17 protein-coding genes and 1 pseudogene are annotated in these 16,255 nt (G+C 45.8%); 15 read left to right on the forward strand and 3 right to left on the reverse strand.

All coding sequences use genetic code 11. From position 1 onward, the window contains the following. Nucleotides 1–805: 805 nt before the first annotated feature. The gene (locus Q0413_RS06615) at nucleotides 806–1,402 is read right to left on the reverse strand and encodes a WYL domain-containing protein (protein ID WP_298988188.1); all 597 of its coding nucleotides are present in this window, start codon (nucleotides 1,400–1,402) and stop codon (nucleotides 806–808) included. Between the two features lie 280 nt (nucleotides 1,403–1,682). Between Q0413_RS06615 and Q0413_RS06620 the strand changes: the two are divergent. Next, nucleotides 1,683–2,188: pseudogene (locus Q0413_RS06620) on the forward strand (IS1595 family transposase); the annotation flags it as partial. Between the two features lie 11 nt (nucleotides 2,189–2,199). Here the strand turns inward: Q0413_RS06620 and Q0413_RS06625 are convergent. Next, nucleotides 2,200–2,874: a TonB-dependent receptor plug domain-containing protein gene (locus Q0413_RS06625; RefSeq protein WP_298988190.1), complete on the reverse strand. Its 675-nt coding sequence runs from the start codon at nucleotides 2,872–2,874 to the stop codon at nucleotides 2,200–2,202. A 284-nt stretch (nucleotides 2,875–3,158) separates the two neighbouring features. On the opposite strand from Q0413_RS06625, the gene exbB reads away from it, so the two are divergent. From exbB to trpC, 8 genes are all read left to right on the forward strand, one after another. Continuing rightward, on the forward strand, nucleotides 3,159–3,578 hold the full coding sequence (gene exbB / locus Q0413_RS06630) for a TonB-system energizer ExbB (RefSeq protein WP_297882895.1): 420 nt from the start codon (nucleotides 3,159–3,161) through the stop codon (nucleotides 3,576–3,578). Beyond that, on the forward strand, nucleotides 3,579–3,962 hold the full coding sequence (gene exbD, locus Q0413_RS06635) for a TonB system transport protein ExbD (RefSeq protein ID WP_298988192.1): 384 nt from the start codon (nucleotides 3,579–3,581) through the stop codon (nucleotides 3,960–3,962). Then, complete coding sequence (locus tag Q0413_RS06640) at nucleotides 3,959–4,807, forward strand: energy transducer TonB (RefSeq protein WP_298988193.1); 849 nt, start codon at nucleotides 3,959–3,961, stop codon at nucleotides 4,805–4,807. The genes exbD and Q0413_RS06640 overlap by 4 nt, the downstream gene beginning before the upstream one ends. A 352-nt stretch (nucleotides 4,808–5,159) precedes the next feature. Continuing rightward, entirely contained in the window at nucleotides 5,160–6,107 is a 948-nt protein-coding gene (locus tag Q0413_RS06645; RefSeq protein ID WP_177389505.1) for an NAD(P)-binding domain-containing protein, read from the forward strand. Beyond that, on the forward strand, nucleotides 6,104–7,345 hold the full coding sequence (locus tag Q0413_RS06650; protein ID WP_298988195.1) for a methyltransferase: 1,242 nt from the start codon (nucleotides 6,104–6,106) through the stop codon (nucleotides 7,343–7,345). The genes Q0413_RS06645 and Q0413_RS06650 overlap by 4 nt, the downstream gene beginning before the upstream one ends. Then, nucleotides 7,338–7,697 carry a YkgJ family cysteine cluster protein gene (locus tag Q0413_RS06655; RefSeq protein WP_298963037.1) on the forward strand — a complete coding sequence of 120 codons (360 nt, stop codon included), beginning with the start codon at nucleotides 7,338–7,340 and terminating at the stop codon, nucleotides 7,695–7,697. The genes Q0413_RS06650 and Q0413_RS06655 overlap by 8 nt, the downstream gene beginning before the upstream one ends. Next, nucleotides 7,676–9,493 (forward strand): hypothetical protein, encoded by a 1,818-nt coding sequence (locus Q0413_RS06660; RefSeq protein ID WP_298988197.1) that lies wholly within the window; start codon nucleotides 7,676–7,678, stop codon nucleotides 9,491–9,493. Before Q0413_RS06655 ends, Q0413_RS06660 begins: the two co-directional genes overlap by 22 nt. A 2-nt stretch (nucleotides 9,494–9,495) precedes the next feature. After that, complete coding sequence (trpC, locus tag Q0413_RS06665; protein WP_298988199.1) at nucleotides 9,496–10,296, forward strand: indole-3-glycerol phosphate synthase TrpC; 801 nt, start codon at nucleotides 9,496–9,498, stop codon at nucleotides 10,294–10,296. A gap of 458 nt (nucleotides 10,297–10,754) precedes the next feature. Here trpC and Q0413_RS06670 read toward each other — a convergent pair whose 3' ends face one another. Next, nucleotides 10,755–10,895 (reverse strand): hypothetical protein, encoded by a 141-nt coding sequence (locus Q0413_RS06670; RefSeq protein ID WP_298988201.1) that lies wholly within the window; start codon nucleotides 10,893–10,895, stop codon nucleotides 10,755–10,757. A gap of 512 nt (nucleotides 10,896–11,407) precedes the next feature. Here Q0413_RS06670 and Q0413_RS06675 point away from each other — a divergent pair. The 6 genes from Q0413_RS06675 to Q0413_RS06700 all read left to right on the forward strand — a co-directional run bounded on the left by Q0413_RS06675 (nucleotide 11,408) and on the right by Q0413_RS06700 (nucleotide 15,770). Next, nucleotides 11,408–11,896 carry an HIT domain-containing protein gene (locus Q0413_RS06675; RefSeq protein ID WP_298988203.1) on the forward strand — a complete coding sequence of 163 codons (489 nt, stop codon included), beginning with the start codon at nucleotides 11,408–11,410 and terminating at the stop codon, nucleotides 11,894–11,896. Between the two features lie 14 nt (nucleotides 11,897–11,910). Continuing rightward, nucleotides 11,911–12,129, forward strand: a complete 219-nt coding sequence (locus Q0413_RS06680; protein ID WP_298988205.1) for a WG repeat-containing protein — start codon at nucleotides 11,911–11,913, stop codon at nucleotides 12,127–12,129. 131 nt (nucleotides 12,130–12,260) lie between these two features. Then, nucleotides 12,261–13,031, forward strand: a complete 771-nt coding sequence (locus Q0413_RS06685) for an abortive infection family protein (protein WP_298988207.1) — start codon at nucleotides 12,261–12,263, stop codon at nucleotides 13,029–13,031. Between the two features lie 24 nt (nucleotides 13,032–13,055). After that, complete coding sequence (locus tag Q0413_RS06690; protein WP_298988208.1) at nucleotides 13,056–14,057, forward strand: bifunctional 3,4-dihydroxy-2-butanone 4-phosphate synthase/GTP cyclohydrolase II; 1,002 nt, start codon at nucleotides 13,056–13,058, stop codon at nucleotides 14,055–14,057. After that, nucleotides 14,054–15,211 (forward strand): DNA polymerase IV, encoded by a 1,158-nt coding sequence (locus tag Q0413_RS06695; RefSeq protein ID WP_298988210.1) that lies wholly within the window; start codon nucleotides 14,054–14,056, stop codon nucleotides 15,209–15,211. Before Q0413_RS06690 ends, Q0413_RS06695 begins: the two co-directional genes overlap by 4 nt. A 19-nt stretch (nucleotides 15,212–15,230) precedes the next feature. Continuing rightward, nucleotides 15,231–15,770, forward strand: a complete 540-nt coding sequence (locus Q0413_RS06700) for a hypothetical protein (RefSeq protein WP_298988212.1) — start codon at nucleotides 15,231–15,233, stop codon at nucleotides 15,768–15,770. The last annotated feature ends 485 nt before the right edge of the window (nucleotides 15,771–16,255 follow it).

Raw genomic sequence — 16,255 nt, forward strand, 5'->3', positions numbered from 1 at the left:
TATTTTCATCCGCACGGGACACGATAGCTTCGAGCCTAGCGTAGATCGCAGCGTATTTGGCTTTGATCCCGCCGCGTCTATCAAGCACGAGCTTCTATTCTTTCTATCCATAGTAAAAAGTTTAAAATTAAACGAAAATATCTGGCAGGATTAAATTTAAAGCCCGACTTAAGGTATAGATCGCTGCAAAATTTTAGGTTTTAGCTTTAAATTTACGCGCTACTACGCCGTAACCGCTGCAACAAAATTCCGCCTGAAATTCCGCGGCGCATTTAAACCATGGAATTTATAGAATTCTTGCAGCGACATAAATTTTGCGATATAGGATTTAGGGCTTTTAGCTATTTTATCCTAGCATATTGTGACAAAATCAGCGATCTATTTTAGCTCTAAAAGCCGTTTAATATCGCCTTTGCTTAAATACGGTGCAAATATATGCTGCGGCTGCGAACCACTTAGTTTTACTAGCATATCACCTGCGCCTAGAAGCTTTTCGGCTCCGCTTTCGTCCAAGACAATACTACAGGCACGTTATTTGCAAAAATCTATCGAATGAAATTTTTATGAGATTTCGCGTTAAATTTTAATTATATTTTATCACTCGCCTATAAATTTATGCTCGTGCAAATCCGCTCTGTATAGCATTATGATCTTGCCACTGCCGCTTACGGCACACGATCTTTATATGAGATTGCGGCGACGTCCTAAATTTCATCAAACCCTCTAAAATTTTACCGCTTCGTAGCGCGTGAATAGACTCGGAGTAAATTTCGTTTCGCTATTAGCGTGACAATGCGTGTCTTTTCTACTCACTTAATATATCAAGAGCCGCTTTTAATTGCTCTTTAAAGGTTTCTCTTAGATCTTTTGGCTCTAAAATTTCGATATCCGGAAGCCACTTTTTTATAAATGGCAATATCTCCATATCCTGAGTAAAATCTATGCTAAAAATAATGCTGCCATCTTCAAGCTTCTTTTTAAATTTTTGAGTTGGGAAAAACAGCTTCATACCCTCCTTAAAATATATAGCCACTTTCGGAGAAGCTTTTAATAGCGCTATTCGCGTCGGCTTGGAGGGCAAGCTCATAGCATTTTGTATTTTATTGAAATACGTTTCGTATTCCTTCAAGATCTTTCCTTCGTATTTTTTTGAGCTTTTGCTAAGCGATACGATAAAAGCCACTCTTAAAAGCCTAAAATTTGGCGTATCCGATACATTTCCGAAAAATTCTCTATATACACATTCGCCGGAGATGTCACATTTCTCGCAGTTTGCACTTACGAAAGGACAACTCGCCTTTCTAAGAGCGTATCCGAAAGTGCCCCTGATCGCCGAGCCAATAAAAGGATGCGAGGGCTTTAAATCCGTGCCGTAAACGCCTAGCTCTAAATATTTAAGCATGAATGGCCTTTTGTATTTTTGAGAAAATTATACTATAAAATGAGCTTTTATATTTTAAAACTGACAAAATATGCTTATAATTGCGAGCATTCAATAAGAAATTTTAACGCAATAAAAGCATCTAAAAATTTGATCGTTTTGAGGATTTTGCTTGCAAAATAAATTTTATACTTTTACTGCTTTTCATTAGGCTATCTTTAACTTGAACTCATGTAAAGGAGCAGTAAAGTTACGATAAGAACTATGTCCTTGAAAAGTAACGAGCGTAACGAAGTTAAAAATATCTAAGTTTTCAGGTGAGATAAAGATTGATGAAAGCTACTTTGGATCTAAGAGAGTAAGGAGAAAAGAGGCAGAGGCGCAAGCGGAAAGCAGCCGGTATTTGGAATGAGCATGGACGGTAAAGTCTATACCCAGATAGTTAAAAACTGCTCTGCAAATGAGCTAATACCCATACTACCCAAATTTAGCGATTTGGACGAGAGCGTTATTTATTATGATTACTGGAAAACTTATGACGGACTCGTCGATTATGGAGCCAAAGCACACTACAGAGCGAAGCACTCTAAAAATTAATTTGCTAACGATAAAAATCATATAAACGGTATAGAAAACTTCTGGGGTTATGCTAAACATAGACTAGCTAAATTTAAAGGGATAAAGAAAGAAAATTTCTTGCTTCATCTAAAGGAATGTGAATTTAGATATAATACTAAGACTACACAGGAAAACCTATATCAGAAACTATTGAAATTGATAAGAGAGAATCCGCTTAGCTTATCTTGAGCCAAAATAATTTATATCGTGCCGTCGCCGCCCGTAGGCTTGCCGTTGCCCGATTCGCCGAAGCCGTATCCGTAGTGCTTAAACGCAGCAAGCATATCTAGGCTATCAAACGCTTTGCCGTAGAGCATCGCACTTTGCGAATAGCCTTCGTTATTGCTCGTATAGCCCACTTTGAGCTTGGCGCCGATATCCTGACCGTCCTCAAGCATGTCAGAAGCGTCTACCGTCCTGAAGGCAACTGAGCCGCCCAAAGCGTCCGAGCCGTTCACGACCGAACGCACGCCTACATCGACCTCTACGGCTTTGATAAGATCAGGATCGATTAGTAAATCGGCGTTGTGATGAAAGGTATTGCCGTTTTGCTTCGCGCCGTCAATCGTGATATTTAGACCGCGATCGCTCACGCCGCGCATATAAATTTTTTGATTCATGCCGTTGGTGCCGCCCACATACACGCCCGGAATGTCGCGAAATACGTCTTTTACGAGCGTAGCGTTGCGGGTGTTGATTTTGATATCATCCACGGTGCTAGGCGTGCTAGAATCGCTAGTAACTTCGATTACGCCCAGGCTTTGCGTATTTGAATCCTTGCTTTTGGATGCGTCCGTAGCGCTTGATTTCTCGTCTGCTTGTGCGCTTAAGCAAAGAACCGCGCACAAAGACAAAGCCAGATGAAATTTTTTCATACGAAACTCCTAAATGATAAGTAAGATTAAAAAATGGCAAATAATATAAAATTAATCCTTTATTTTATATTAATTATCAAGACATTTTAAAATCATTACAATTTTATCTCCGAATGCTTTGTTATCATTAAATAAAGCTAAATGATAAAATATAATTTAAATATCGCTCATCAAAATTTTAGTAAAAATTAAATCTATTTTTGATAGAATCGCTCATTTTTTAGCAAACGGATCTGCTAAATTTATAAAATTTTTAAAATTATTAAGGAGAATTTATGGGCATTATGGAATTTTTGGCGCATTACGTGGATTACATTATCTTTGCGATCCTCGGATTTATGAGCTTTTTGGTCGTGTGGTTTACTATCGAAAGGATGCTTTTTTATTCGAAGGTTAAAGCTAGCGATTACAAAAGCAAGGCGCTATATGAAGAGGCTCTGACAAAAAATTTAACGACACTTTATATTGTTTATTCAAATGCTCCGTACATCGGTCTTTTAGGTACTGTCATCGGCATTATGATCACATTTTTTGATATGAGTACTGCAAGCGGTATCGATACCAAGGCTATCATGCAAGGTCTCTCGCTTGCCCTTAAAGCTACGGCTACGGGTCTAGTAGTCGCCGTGCCTACGCTTATCATCTACAATGGCTTTGTTCGCAAGGTAGATGTGCTTCTAAACCGCTACGATGAGGTTAAATAAATGAGCATTCCTAGACGAGACGGGCTAAATATCGTCCCGTTCATTGACATTATGCTGGTGCTGTTAGCGATCGTGCTTAGTGTCTCGACTTTCATTGCGCAGGGGCATATTAAGGTAAATCTTCCATCTTCTTCAAGCTCGCAAAACCCGCAAGAGGATAAAAAAGTTACCATTAAAGTGGATAGCGAATCTAAAATTTACCTAGACGATATTGCAATAAGCGAGGATGAGCTTGAGAAAAAAATTGCCGCTCTCGATAAAAACGATCTTGTCGTGCTAAAAAACGATAAAGACTCGAAATTTGCCTCTTTCATTTCTATCATGGATGTCCTAAAAAAGGCGGGCCATGAAAAATTTGCGATCGTGACCGAAAAAGAGCAATGAATAAAGATAGCGCAATAGGCTTCATCGTATCTTTGGTGCTGCATTGCATCATCGCTGCGGGTGTTTTTGCTCTTTTATCGTCGGCACCGAAGCCGCCTAGCATGCCCGATATGATAGCCTTTTCCATCGATAGCATAATGGATGAGGCCAAGCAGGGCGATATCTCCGATGAGCCCAATATCCCGCCTCCTTCCGATCAGTCCGAACCGGATCCTGAGCCAGAGCCCACTCCGCCGGAGCCCGAGCCCGAACCGGAACCAACTCCGCCTGAGCCGGAGCCAATACCGGAGCCCGAGCCGATTCCTGAACCGGAGCCTATACCAGAGCCTGTAGTCGAAAAACCAAAACCGGTCGAAAAGCCTAAGCCAAAGCCGGTAGAAAAACCAAAACCGGTCGAAAAACCTAAGCCGAAAAAAGAGCATAAAGTTCAAAGCAGCGATAGGAATTTAACGGCTAAATTTGACCCGACAAAGCCTATTTCGCTGGGTAGCGGCGGGGGCGGCGGCTCCAGTAGTGCAGGTGGCGGTAGCGACGCTATAACAAGCCGCGGAGATCCTAGCAATAGCGATGTCGGCAAGAAAATTTTCGCCATCATTTCTCGCTACGCGCAGTCGCACTACCCTAAAAATGCGCAACGTATGCGTAAAATCGGCGTCGTAGGCGTGCACTTTACCTATACGGCAAGTGGCGATGTTAAGGGTCTTCGCGTTACGTCTTCCTCTAATGTCGATTCGCTTGATGAGGGCGCGTTAAGCGCGGTCGAGCGCACCAAAGGTAGCTTTCCAAAGGTCGAGAAAGATATGGAATTTAACTTTAGCATAAAGTATACGCTAAATTTTAACTAGCCTTAAAGCTTCTATTAAAAACTTCTGCCTGGGCGGTGAAATTTTAAAATTTGCCGCCCTTACCGCTTTATCTTAGCTCGCAAAATTCCATCTTGGCGAAGTAAAATTTTAAAATCTGCCTCTCTTGCTGCCGCTTCTGTCGCTTCTGTCGCATGAGCTTTTATAAACGGATTGGAGCCTTGAAATTTAAAATTTAAACGGAGAAAATTATGTCTTTTCAAATTTAGCCAAGCAAACATCTTAAAGCATTAAAATTTTAAATTTAAGCTGCGAAATTGCTAGGAAATTCCACTGATTTTAATGGAATTTTTACTATAATTTCATATGAAATTTAAAAGATTAAAGGAAATTTATGATAGACGTTTACGACTTGGCGGTGATCGGTGGCGGTCCTTGCGGCATCGCTTCCGTAGTAGAAGCCAAAAGAAACGGGCTTGCGCATGTGCTTCTGCTTGAAAAAGGCGACAACCACTCTCAAACGATTAGGCAGTTTTACAAAGATAAAAAGCGCGTCGATAAAGAATATAAGGGCTTTGACAGCGAGACGCGCGGATCTATTTCGTTTGAAACCGGCACAAAAGAGAGCGTGCTAAATTATTTCGACGAGCTCTTAGATAGCGACGAAATCGATACGAATTTCAAAAGTGAGGTCGAAAAGATCGAAAAGCACGCAGATGAGTTTTATATCACGACTAGCTCGGCTGGATACCGCGCGCGCAACGTCATCGTCGCAATTGGTAGGATGGGCAAGCCTAATAAGCCCGCTTATAAAATTCCACCTTCGATCACGCAACGCGTAAATTTCAATCTTGATAAATGCACGATCAATGAAAAAATTCTAGTCGTCGGAGGCGGTAACTCAGCTGCAGAATACGCTATAGCGCTATGCAAGACCAATGTCGTGACGCTTTGCTATCGCAAGGCTAAATTTACCCGCCTAAACGAGACGAACGAAAGCGACGTAATGCGCGAGACCAAATACGGCAACATCATCTTGCGCTTAGGCATCGATATAGAGGCTCTTGAGAATGAAAACGGCAAGGTGCTGGTAAAATTTGATAATGGCACCGAGCTCGTGTTTGACCGCGTGATATACGCGATCGGCGGCACGAGCCCGATTGATTTTCTTAAAAAATGCGGCATCGCTTACGATGAAAACGGCGTGCCGATCGTGGATGAAAATCTCCAGACCGCCACTAGTGGGCTTTACGTCGGCGGAGATCTCATCAGCAGAAGCGGCGGATCGATCGTAGTGGCGATAAATCACGCTCATACCATCATCAAAAATATCCGCAGATGAGGCTTTATCAGCCAAAAAAGGGTTATCGCTACACTAGCGATACGATTTTTTTGTGGAATTTTATAAGAAGCTCAGGCGTGCGTAAAGCTGACGCAGCATCGCAAAATGGCTCTTGGGCGCTGGGCTGTGGCGCGGAATTTAAAGACGCGACAGATGGGGGCTTTAATGCGCAGTTTTGCGCTTCGGATTTCGCAGGCGGCGAAGCGGAATTTTGCGCCGAGGATTGCGCTTTTAGCGAAGAAGAGTCGCATACCGCTAACCATAGCGCGGAGAATGATCGCGATTTTGGAAGTAAGGGCTGCGCTGAACTTAAGGCGGAATTTAAAATGAAATTTCAAGCGGAATTTCAGGAGAAATTTCAAAGCGAGCGCTGTAAAAATTCCGATTTTCAAAACGACGAAGCCTGGCATGCTTTAAAGCCTGATATCGCAAGCGGTGAAAATTTTAAATTTTGTGACGAGCAAATCGCGCAGTCTTTAGAATCTCAAAAGACGCACGATAAAGATTTCGCGAGCAAATTTGAAGACGTCAAGGTGCGCGAGGATTTTGCTGCAGAGTGCTTGCGTGACGGCGGGTTTGCAGTTTTCGATGAGCGTAGTTTAAAAAGCGCTCTAAATCCGCGAGCGATATACGGCGACGTGCTGGATGTGGGCGCAGGATGTGGAATTTTAGGGCTTTTGCTAAAACGCGATTTTGAGAGCATCAATCTAAGCTTGCTAGAAATTCAAGAGCGAAATTTAGAAATCTTAAGGCTAAATTCTTTGCAAAACGATCTGTCTGCCGAGATTTTGCACGCGGATTTTGCGGAATTTAAAAGCGAGAAGCGTTTTGACTTTATCGTCTCAAATCCGCCCTTTTATCGCGAGCGCATTTCGCTTAGCAAAGAGCCTCATATGGCGCTTAGTAAGAGCGCAGCAAGCCTTAGTCTACGGGATTTCGTGCGATCTGCGAATGCTCATCTTAAGCCTGGCGGCACACTTATTTTTTGCTACGAGGCGGGTAAGCTAGCTAAAATTTGCGAGCTTTTGGGCGAGTTTAGGCTAAATTTGACGAGGCTTGGTTTTGTCTATCCTGACATTTCAAAGCCCGCTAAGCTCGCGCTTTTGCAGGCTCGTAAGAACTCGCGCTCGCCCTGTGAGATCGCCCTTCCAATCTATGCTAGCGCGCACGGAAGGCGCACCGCACAAGCCCACGCGATCTACAAAAGCGCGGATTTAACGAGCGTGGATTATGAGTGAGTTTGGCTTTAGCTTTGATGCGAGCGCGTGTGAGCGCTGCGGCGGCAAGTGCTGCACGGGAGAGAGCGGCTACATCTGGATAGATGAGAGCGAGATTGCGGCGCTGGCGGTAAAATTTAAAATTTCGCCCGCAAGGATTAAAGAAATTTATTTACAAAAAATAGGCGCTAAATTTAGCGTAAAAGAAAAGCCCTTTGAAGGCGGCTTAGCGTGCGTATTTTTTGACGAGGCGCAGCGCAACTGCGGGATTTACGAGCTGCGCCCGAAGCAGTGCCGCAGCTTTCCGTTTTGGGAATATTTTAAAACGCATACTAAAGAATTGGAGGAAGAATGTATCGGGGTAAGGTTTTAAGCGGAATTTTAATCGCGGCGATGATTTTAGCGCCGCAGTATCTAAGTGCGGAAAGTGGGACGAATGCTGCAGCGGCGAAGCAGTCCGTTACGGATAAAAAGGCGTCTGATAAGAATTCCAGCATTGGCACAAAAAACGGTGCAAAAGATGCAATTAAAAAGAGCTTGATAAATCGCGGTGTAAGCGCTAAAAGTATAACCAAAGAAAAGCTAAATCACGCGATGCGAGCGCAAGAGGACGCCGAGTTAAATTTCGATTTGCTTACAGCTTTGGAGCTACTGCATAAAGATCCCGTCGCATCGATGTTTTTATACGAAAAGGCATACAATAAAACGGGCTCGTCCGTTTATTTGTTAGAGGCGCTAAAGACTGCTTTTGCGATCAAAGATCGTAAAAATACGGCGCGCTATTTAAAGCTCGGCGAAAAGAGCCTAAGCTCAGACTCTGAGTATCTGCGAGTAAAAATCGGCTACTACTTAGGCATTAAAGATAATCTAAATGCCAATACTGCTGCTCTTAAGCTAGTCACCGTAGATCCCGTTTCGCGTAGTTACGCGATCTTAGCAGCGACATATTATGCGATGGAGAATTTTACTTTAGCCAAAACCTATTTCGAAAAAGCCTATGAGCTAGACAAAACCGACGAAAATCTCATCAGATTATGCGACGTGTTGCTAAATAAACTCGATGATTCAGATGGAGCGATCCGCATCATCGAAACGCATAGGCGCATCTACGGCTGCGCCCAGGGTATGGCGTGCGAGCTGCTAGCTGATGTGTATCGCGCGAATAAGCGCTATTTGGATGTCGCTAAGATCGATGAAGCGCTGTATGAAGCCAAAGGGGATAATAAATTCTTGGACGATATGATAGCGATTTATTACTACTCAAACGACTTTGATAAAATAATCGAGCTTTTGAAAAAATACGACTACAAGCGCGAGCTTCTAATCGATGCCTACGCGCATAAGAAAGACTATAAAACCGCGATTAAAATGGCACGCGATGAGTTTATGAAGACCAAAAATTACGACTTTTTGGCGATCGAGGCGATCTACGAATATGAAAGTGCGGGCAAAAATGTGGACGCCAAAACCCTATCTAGCGTAGTGGCAAAATTTGAAAATATCGCGCCGCAGCTTAAAGACCCCGTGCATCTAAACTACTACGGCTACATCTTAATAGATCACGATTTGGACGTTCGCAAGGGCATCGAGCTCGTCCGCCGCGCCCTGCAAAAAGACCCCGACTCGCCGTATTATCTGGACTCGCTTGCTTGGGGATACTACAAGCTTGGCGAGTGCGACAAGGCTAAAAATGAAATGGCTAAGATCAAAGACGCAGAATTTTTTAATTCCCCCGAAGGCAAAGAGCATTTGGAGGCGATCGATGCGTGCGCCGCGGGCACAGGCGTAGCGCCGCAGAATTCTATATCGCAAAATCCCACTACGATAAAAGGCTCCGCGCCGAAAGATCAGGCGCCGCAAAGCCCGGCAATAAAAACTCCTTCGCCTAATTCCATAAAATCTACGGCGCCCGAAAGCTCTGCGTTAGATTCCGCACGTCCGAGCTCCGCTGCAACGCGTGATTTAACGCCAAAAGACTCCGCTTCGCAAAATTCTGCTGGGTCTGCAAATTCCGCGGCTTCTGAAAATTTTGCGACGCCTATAAATTCCGCCGCGCAGAATTCTGCCTCGTCAAGACAAAATTCCGTATCGAGGCAGGATTTTATGCCAGAGCAAAATTCTACGTCGAAAGAGCCCACCGGCTCTAAAATCCAGACACCAAAGCAGTAGCGATGATTTTGGATGAAATTTTAAAACGCACTCGAGAGGATCTCGCGCTTCGCAAAGAAAGGCTGCCCGAGGATCTGCTCGGCCGCTCGCTAAGCGCCAATCCTTACGAGCCGCGCGACGTCATAAGCGCGCTTAGAAGCGACGAGAAGGATCCGCTGCGCATCATCGCCGAGATCAAAAAGGCAAGCCCGAGCAAGGGGGTCATCCGCGAGGATTTTGAGCCGCTAAGCCTTGCGGTGGAGTACGAAAATGCAGGTGCGAGCGCCTTTTCGGTGCTTACCGAGCCGCATTATTTCAGAGGCGATTTGGAGTTTATCCCGCAGATCCGCCGCTACACTCGCACGCCCATCTTGCGCAAGGATTTCATCGTTGATCGTTATCAGGTTCTCGAAGCGCTGGTTTACGGCGCGGATTTTATACTGCTGATCGCCAAAGCGCTTGAGCGCAAGGAGCTAAGAGAGCTGCTCGAGTTTGCCCGCAGGCTGGGGCTTCGGGCGCTGTGCGAGATCCACGATAAGGACGATCTGAAAAAGGCGGTCTTCGCAGGTGCGGGTATTGTCGGCATCAACCATCGAAATTTAGAGACTTTCGAGGTCGATACGAGCCTGAGCGAGCGGCTGATCCCGCTGATTCCAAACGGCAAGATCATCGTCGCCGAAAGCGGTCTGCACTCGCACGAGCAGCTTAAAAGCCTGCACGAGGCGGGCGTCGATGCGTTTTTGATCGGCGAGCATTTTATGCGCCAAAATGACGTCGGCGCGGCACTGCGTGAGATAAAGTTCGGCGCGGGCGGCAAAATTTAAATTTGGCCCGTTTGATCGCGCAGGCTTAAACCCGAAGCGAGCGGTTAAATTTAGCGAACGGAGTGAAATTTTAAGGCAGTAAATTTTAAAATTCGTAAAATTCGGCGGACTTTAAAATTTAAAGGCTCTTTAAATTTAGCGCGGCGGCGCAATTTAATATAGCATGCTGCGTAAGCCTCCACGTTGCGCTTTGGCATCGTGAGTTTGTTATTGCGCGCCGTGCGAGCGGCTACGGAGTGAGGTTTAAATTTATGCATTTCGTTTGTATGGCTTTCCGTCGCATCACGAGATGGTGCAAAAAGCGCGGGTTTAAATTTGGCCTTGCGTTTGCGAAGCTTCGCGCGCGGTTGCTCTTGTAACATTGAGCGCCGAGAATTGCGCGTCTATCGTAATGCCTTGTATGTCTAGCGCGCGCTCTCAAACTCAGTATTGGCGATTGTATGGCGCCGTAAATTTAATCACAGCTCGCGATCAAGCCTCCCAGAGGAGCTTGCGCGTGCGATAACTGCGCAAAGCGAGCTACCACAAAAGCGGACGGTGTAGGGGCTTAGCAGGGCTGTGATACCCTGCAATACGACGCGATTAAGCCGCAGCTGCAATACAGCTGCGCCGTGACCGCACCGCGTTAAATTTTACCACGTGTTGCGATGGTGATTGCAGCGCAGGTTTGGCATCGCGTACCGCGCCTGTGAGTGCGTCAAAGTTTTATTATAATGCGCCGCGCAAACGACTGCGTAGATTAGATATTGTATGCCGCGTAGGCGTACGTGCTACGCTTTGGCATCGCGAGCTTGTTATCGCACGCCGCGCAAACGGCTGCGATGCGGACTTAGACGCTATGTTTGCCGCGCGATGAGTGTCTGCCAAATGCGCACTAATGCTCGCCGCGGGCTTTGATCCGCAGAGTGCGCATTGCGCCGAAGCGCCCCGCGATTGCAAAGCATGTCGCGCCCTGCCACGTGCATAGCTCCGCATCGTGCGAGCAAGCGCGGGCTACGTAAATTTAAAATTTTATGAAATTTAGAAGTTTTAAATTCCAAATTTCATAGAATTTTGCGAAACGCAAATTTTAAAATTCCATAGAATTTTGGAATTTCGGAAAGGAAAAGAGATGGATTATCTTTGCGCCCCTTGGCGAAGCGAGTATTTTACCGAAAAAAGAAGCGGCTGTCCCTTCTGCGACGCGGCGGCGGATGCGGCGTTTGACGATCGCAACGGCGTACTTTTTCGCGCGCAGCACTGCTTTGGGGTGATGAACCTCTACCCATATAGCCCGGGCGCGTTTATGGTAATACCATACGAGCACGCAGATAATATCGAGTGCCTTAGCGACGATGCGTGGGCGGAGATGAGCCGCTACGTGCGCGCCGGAGTGGGGATTTTAAAGCGCACGCTGGGCGCAAACGGCGTAAATATCGGCATGAACCTCGGCGCCGCCGCGGGTGCAGGCATAGCCGAGCACGTGCACTATCATCTCGTACCGCGGTGGCAGCGCGATACAAATTTCATCACGACGATAGCAAACGTCCGCGTAAACGGCGTTTCTTTCGCCCCGCTTTTCGAGAAGCTAAAATCTGCTTACGCGGAAATCAAAATTTAAAACGGAGGATTGAGATGATTTTAGTTACGGCAAAAAAGAATAAAAAATGGGGCTTTATAGATCAAGCCGGCAAAGAAATTATTCCTTATATCTATGATGACGTACGTATTTTGGTGATGCTATATCTGATATATACGATTAAGTTATATATTGCAAAAAAAAGGGGGGGGTATGTTAAAGTCAAAAAGAGAATCAATGGGGATTGCTCTATGATGAGGATAATGAAATTTTAAAGCTGATGTTTTACGAAGAGGCAGAACTTGTGAAAGTTTTAAGTGGCGACTAGGTTAAAATTAATCTGGGCGATCGCAAAACTATCGTCGATAGAAACGATAAAATAATATTTTAAATTTAAGGAGAAAAAATGTGTTTTAGTGAAGAAGAAAATAACGAACGCCGCATTATTAGGGAGTTAGATAATGAGGGATTAATAAATCATTTAAAAATTGGGTTAAAAAATGCTTCTAGAGGGGAAGGATTTATTGGCTATAAATATACGAGAGAGAGGGTTCTTGGCATACCAGAGTTAGAAAATCTTGTGCCATGGTTTTTAAAACATTGTGAAAATATTGAAAGTTTTTATACTTTTATAAAAAAAGACCGTGGTTATAAAGAAAGAGAAGAATATATAGACAAAGAATTTAATCCTATAAACGCTATTTTAAAAGAAAATATAGCTTTTGATAATAGATATATACAAGATACATGGCAAAAAGCTCTAGAAAGATTATCTGGTGATCCTGAAGGGGCCATAACATCGTCAAGGACATTATTGGAAAGCATATTAAAGTATATTTTAAAGGATCAAAAAATTGATTTTAATGAAAAGAATAGTAGCTTGCACGATCTATATAAAAAAGTTAGTGAAATTTTAGATTTTGCGCCAGAAAAATACCAAGAAGAATCTTTCAAGCAGATTTTGGGCGGTATGAGTGCAATTATAAGCGGTATAGGTGAAGTTCGAAATAAAGCTGGTGACGGCCACGGAAGACCTGAAGATTATGAAAAGGCGCAAAAAAGGCATGCTGAGTTTTTGGTGTGGAATGCTGGGGGTATGGGTATGTTTATATTTAAGACATATAAGGAAAAATTTAATGTAGGTTTTAGTAGCTCAAATTTTAAAATAAATTTTTGATGATTTTATTGATGAGGAGAGATAATGATCAGCGTAGAGCAGGCGATCGAGGATCTGAAAAACGGCAAGATGCTCGTTATGGTCGATGACGTCGATCGCGAGAACGAAGGCGATTTGGTGTTTGCGAGCACCTTTAGCAGCGCACAGAAGGTAAATTTTGCGATCACGCACGCTCGCGGAGTGCTGTGCGTGGCGCTTAGCCCACAGATTGCGCAGCAGCTAGATCTGAATTTGATGGTCGATAAAAACACCTCCAGCCACGAGACCGCTTTTACCGTCACGATCGACGCAAAGGACGCCAAGACGGGCGTAAGCGCGTATGAGCGCAATATGACGATCGAGCTGATGTCGCGCGTGGGCGCTCGCGCGGATGATTTCGTCCGCCCTGGGCATATCTTCCCGCTCATTGCTAAAAGCGGCGGCGTGCTCGCTCGCACGGGGCACACCGAGGGCTCTACGGATCTATGCCGTTTGGCGGGGCTTTCGCAAAGCGCCGTGATCTGCGAGATCGTCAAAGACGACGGCGATATGGCGCGCAGGGACGATCTGGAAAAATTCTGCGCGCAGCACGGCATCAATATGATCTCGGTCGCGCAGATCGTGCAGTACCGCCTAAAACACGAAACTCTCGTTAAATTTAGCGAGCCGCGCGAAGGCGTGCTGTGCGGCGAGGCGGCGAAATTTTACGACGTGAGCGATCACGAGGGCAACGAGCACCGCGCATATATTTTCGGCGAGCTGGAAAAGAGCGCGCAGACGAACGTGAAATTTCATAAAATTTCAAGCGATCTGGAATTTTTAAGCGATACGAAATTTAACGATTTTATGCGCGATCTGGACGTTTTACGCAAAGAGGGCGGCGTGCTTTTGATGCTAAAATCCGCGCAAAATCGCGCCGATTTTAAGAGCTTCGGCATCGGAGCGCAAATTTTAGCGCATCTGGGCGTGAGAAAAATCAAAATTTTAAGCAAGAGCGAGCCGAAAGACTACGCCGGGCTTAGCGGTTTTGGGATCGACATAGTTTGATAGCTCATATCGATTTGGACAGCTTCTTCGTCTCTGTAGCGAGGCTCGCCGATCCCGCGCTTGCGGGCAAAAAGATCGCGGTCGTCGGAGGCGGCAACGAGGAGATTTTCGGCGGCAAGAGCGAGCTTGGTAGCGTGATTTTAAGCGCGAGCTACGAGGCCAGAGCGGACGGCGTGCATTCGGCGCAGCCCGTTAAAATCGCGCTCGGACTCTGCCCGCAGCTGATTTTGGTGCGCTCGCAGCACGGCGAATACCGAAAAGCTTCACGCGAAATTTATGAGTTTTTACTAAACTTTACGCCCGAGATCGAAAAATTTAGCATCGACGAGTTTTTTCTAAATTTACGCGGTACGGCATACGACGCGGACGCACTGAGCTTTGCCGCGTTTTTGCAGAGCGAAATTATGCGCCGCTTTAGCCTTCCGTGCAGCGTCGGTCTTAGCGAAGCAAAGCTTATCGCAAAGCTCGCCACGAGCCTTGCTAAGCCCTTCGGCGTGCGGCAAATTTTAAAATCGCAAATCGCGCGCGAGCTATCCGCCGTGCCGGTAGCGAAATTTTTTGGCATCGGCAAAGCGGCGCAAAAAACGCTCGGCAAATACGGTATCGTAACCTTCGGCGACGCGCTAGGGCACAGAGAAATTTTTGAAAAGATGGGCGCAAACGGCAGGAAAATTTTCGCAGCCCTTAGCGGCGAAGATGAAGGCGAGGTCGTCTCAAAGCGCGAGCGCAAGAGTATCGGCTTTGGGCGTAGCTTCGCGCCGTGCGCCGATCGGGACGAGCTGCGGCGTAAAATTTTAATTTTGGCGCGCCATTTGGCGGGCGAAGTGCTCGCAAGGGGCCTAAAGCCCGCGACGTATGATCTAAAGATCCGCTACAAATCGCGCGAGGAGTTTTCGCACCAGATCAGCCAGGATAGGGCGTTTAGTCTAAGCTTGCTGAGCGAGACCGCGCTTGAGCTGTTTGAGCTCTGCGACGTGAAAAAAGGCGCGCAGATAATCCACGTAGCGCTAAATCTTTCAAATTTTGGCGGCAGATCGGGCGGCTCGCTACTTTTTGGCGAGATCGATAAAAAGCAGCAGAGCTTAGATCGATCTTTGAGCAGGATTTGGGAAAAATTCGGCATCGAAAAGCTGAAAAAAGCGAGCGAAATTTGATTAAATTTAAAGGAAAAAGATGAAATTAGGCGAGCTATACTCGGTGATCTGCATAATCTTCGCGACGAATTTCAAAGGCGTGATAGACGAGCAGAAGTTGCGCAGCTTGGGCAAAAACTGGATCATCGTAAATAAAAATATCGAGAACAAAAACGGCCATGAGCTTTGGCAAAAGGTGCAGGGCGAGGACTACGCGGCGCTAGGGCGCGATTTTGAGGCGCTAAAAGAGGCGTTTGAGATGGATTTTTTCAAACTCATAAGCGAAAGCGAAGTGGAGCTGTTTTATGAAAAATGCCGCTTCAAAAAGCCTTTTACGGAGCTTAAAAGCGCTCACGCGGCCAATATGCTAGCACTTCTTGCCATGATCTTTAAGCAAAACACGGACGCGAAATCGCATAAAATTTTGACGCTATATCTGGCGCAATTTATCATTCCGAGCTTTTCCGCGCTTGCTACGCACGTGCAGATAAACGCCAAAAGCAGCTACTACAAGGCGCTCGGGTGGTTTTTGGCGGATTTTTGCCGCGTGGTGAAAGAGACGCTGGGGCTTGGAATTTAAAATTTAGAACGCGCGCTCGGTATTTTTTTGCGTGTTCGACACGGAGAAGTGCTGCGTAGAGATAGAATTTAAAGCTTGCTTTCGAGATTTCTTGCGCTACAGCTTATACAGCTCCTGCGGGCGTGACAAGCTAAGCGAGGCGGGCGAATTTTATCTGCGCGGATGTAAAGTGTCTGCTTTGCTGTTTTGTGCGTCGGCGTTTGTTGTGTCGCGCGTCATTGTGAATTCTGCGTGGCATTCGGCGCTTTGGTCGCGTTATGCGCATCATCCAGCCTTTGCCGTGTGCTGTCGGTATCGAGACACTGTGCGCATCGCGTCTGTGTCACGGTGCTGTGCTTCGGTAATCCGTGCGTAGCTTTGCATGCCACACAAGACACCGCCATTTGAAATTTTACGTGAGGTGCCCTGTATATCGTTCGATGTCGTCGCTCGGCACAGCGCGTCTTTCGTGCTTTGCGTGTGCGACCTGGCGCAGAAGCAAGGTC

The sequence above is a fragment of the uncultured Campylobacter sp. genome (genome assembly GCF_938045465.1).
Lineage (GTDB): Bacteria > Campylobacterota > Campylobacteria > Campylobacterales > Campylobacteraceae > Campylobacter_B.

What these genes read in the sequence shown, in the direction of transcription:
- Q0413_RS06615 (WP_298988188.1), bottom strand. Translation starts at nt 1,402, where the DNA reads ATGCTTAAATATTTAGAGCTAGGCGTTTACGGCACGGATTTAAAGCCC.
- Q0413_RS06625 (WP_298988190.1), bottom strand. Translation starts at nt 2,874, where the DNA reads ATGAAAAAATTTCATCTGGCTTTGTCTTTGTGCGCGGTTCTTTGCTTA.
- exbB (WP_297882895.1), top strand. Translation starts at nt 3,159, where the DNA reads ATGGAATTTTTGGCGCATTACGTGGATTACATTATCTTTGCGATCCTC.
- exbD (WP_298988192.1), top strand. Translation starts at nt 3,579, where the DNA reads ATGAGCATTCCTAGACGAGACGGGCTAAATATCGTCCCGTTCATTGAC.
- Q0413_RS06640 (WP_298988193.1), top strand. Translation starts at nt 3,959, where the DNA reads ATGAATAAAGATAGCGCAATAGGCTTCATCGTATCTTTGGTGCTGCAT.
- Q0413_RS06645 (WP_177389505.1), top strand. Translation starts at nt 5,160, where the DNA reads ATGATAGACGTTTACGACTTGGCGGTGATCGGTGGCGGTCCTTGCGGC.
- Q0413_RS06650 (WP_298988195.1), top strand. Translation starts at nt 6,104, where the DNA reads ATGAGGCTTTATCAGCCAAAAAAGGGTTATCGCTACACTAGCGATACG.
- Q0413_RS06655 (WP_298963037.1), top strand. Translation starts at nt 7,338, where the DNA reads ATGAGTGAGTTTGGCTTTAGCTTTGATGCGAGCGCGTGTGAGCGCTGC.
- Q0413_RS06660 (WP_298988197.1), top strand. Translation starts at nt 7,676, where the DNA reads ATGTATCGGGGTAAGGTTTTAAGCGGAATTTTAATCGCGGCGATGATT.
- trpC (WP_298988199.1), top strand. Translation starts at nt 9,496, where the DNA reads ATGATTTTGGATGAAATTTTAAAACGCACTCGAGAGGATCTCGCGCTT.
- Q0413_RS06675 (WP_298988203.1), top strand. Translation starts at nt 11,408, where the DNA reads ATGGATTATCTTTGCGCCCCTTGGCGAAGCGAGTATTTTACCGAAAAA.
- Q0413_RS06680 (WP_298988205.1), top strand. Translation starts at nt 11,911, where the DNA reads ATGATTTTAGTTACGGCAAAAAAGAATAAAAAATGGGGCTTTATAGAT.
- Q0413_RS06685 (WP_298988207.1), top strand. Translation starts at nt 12,261, where the DNA reads ATGTGTTTTAGTGAAGAAGAAAATAACGAACGCCGCATTATTAGGGAG.
- Q0413_RS06690 (WP_298988208.1), top strand. Translation starts at nt 13,056, where the DNA reads ATGATCAGCGTAGAGCAGGCGATCGAGGATCTGAAAAACGGCAAGATG.
- Q0413_RS06700 (WP_298988212.1), top strand. Translation starts at nt 15,231, where the DNA reads ATGAAATTAGGCGAGCTATACTCGGTGATCTGCATAATCTTCGCGACG.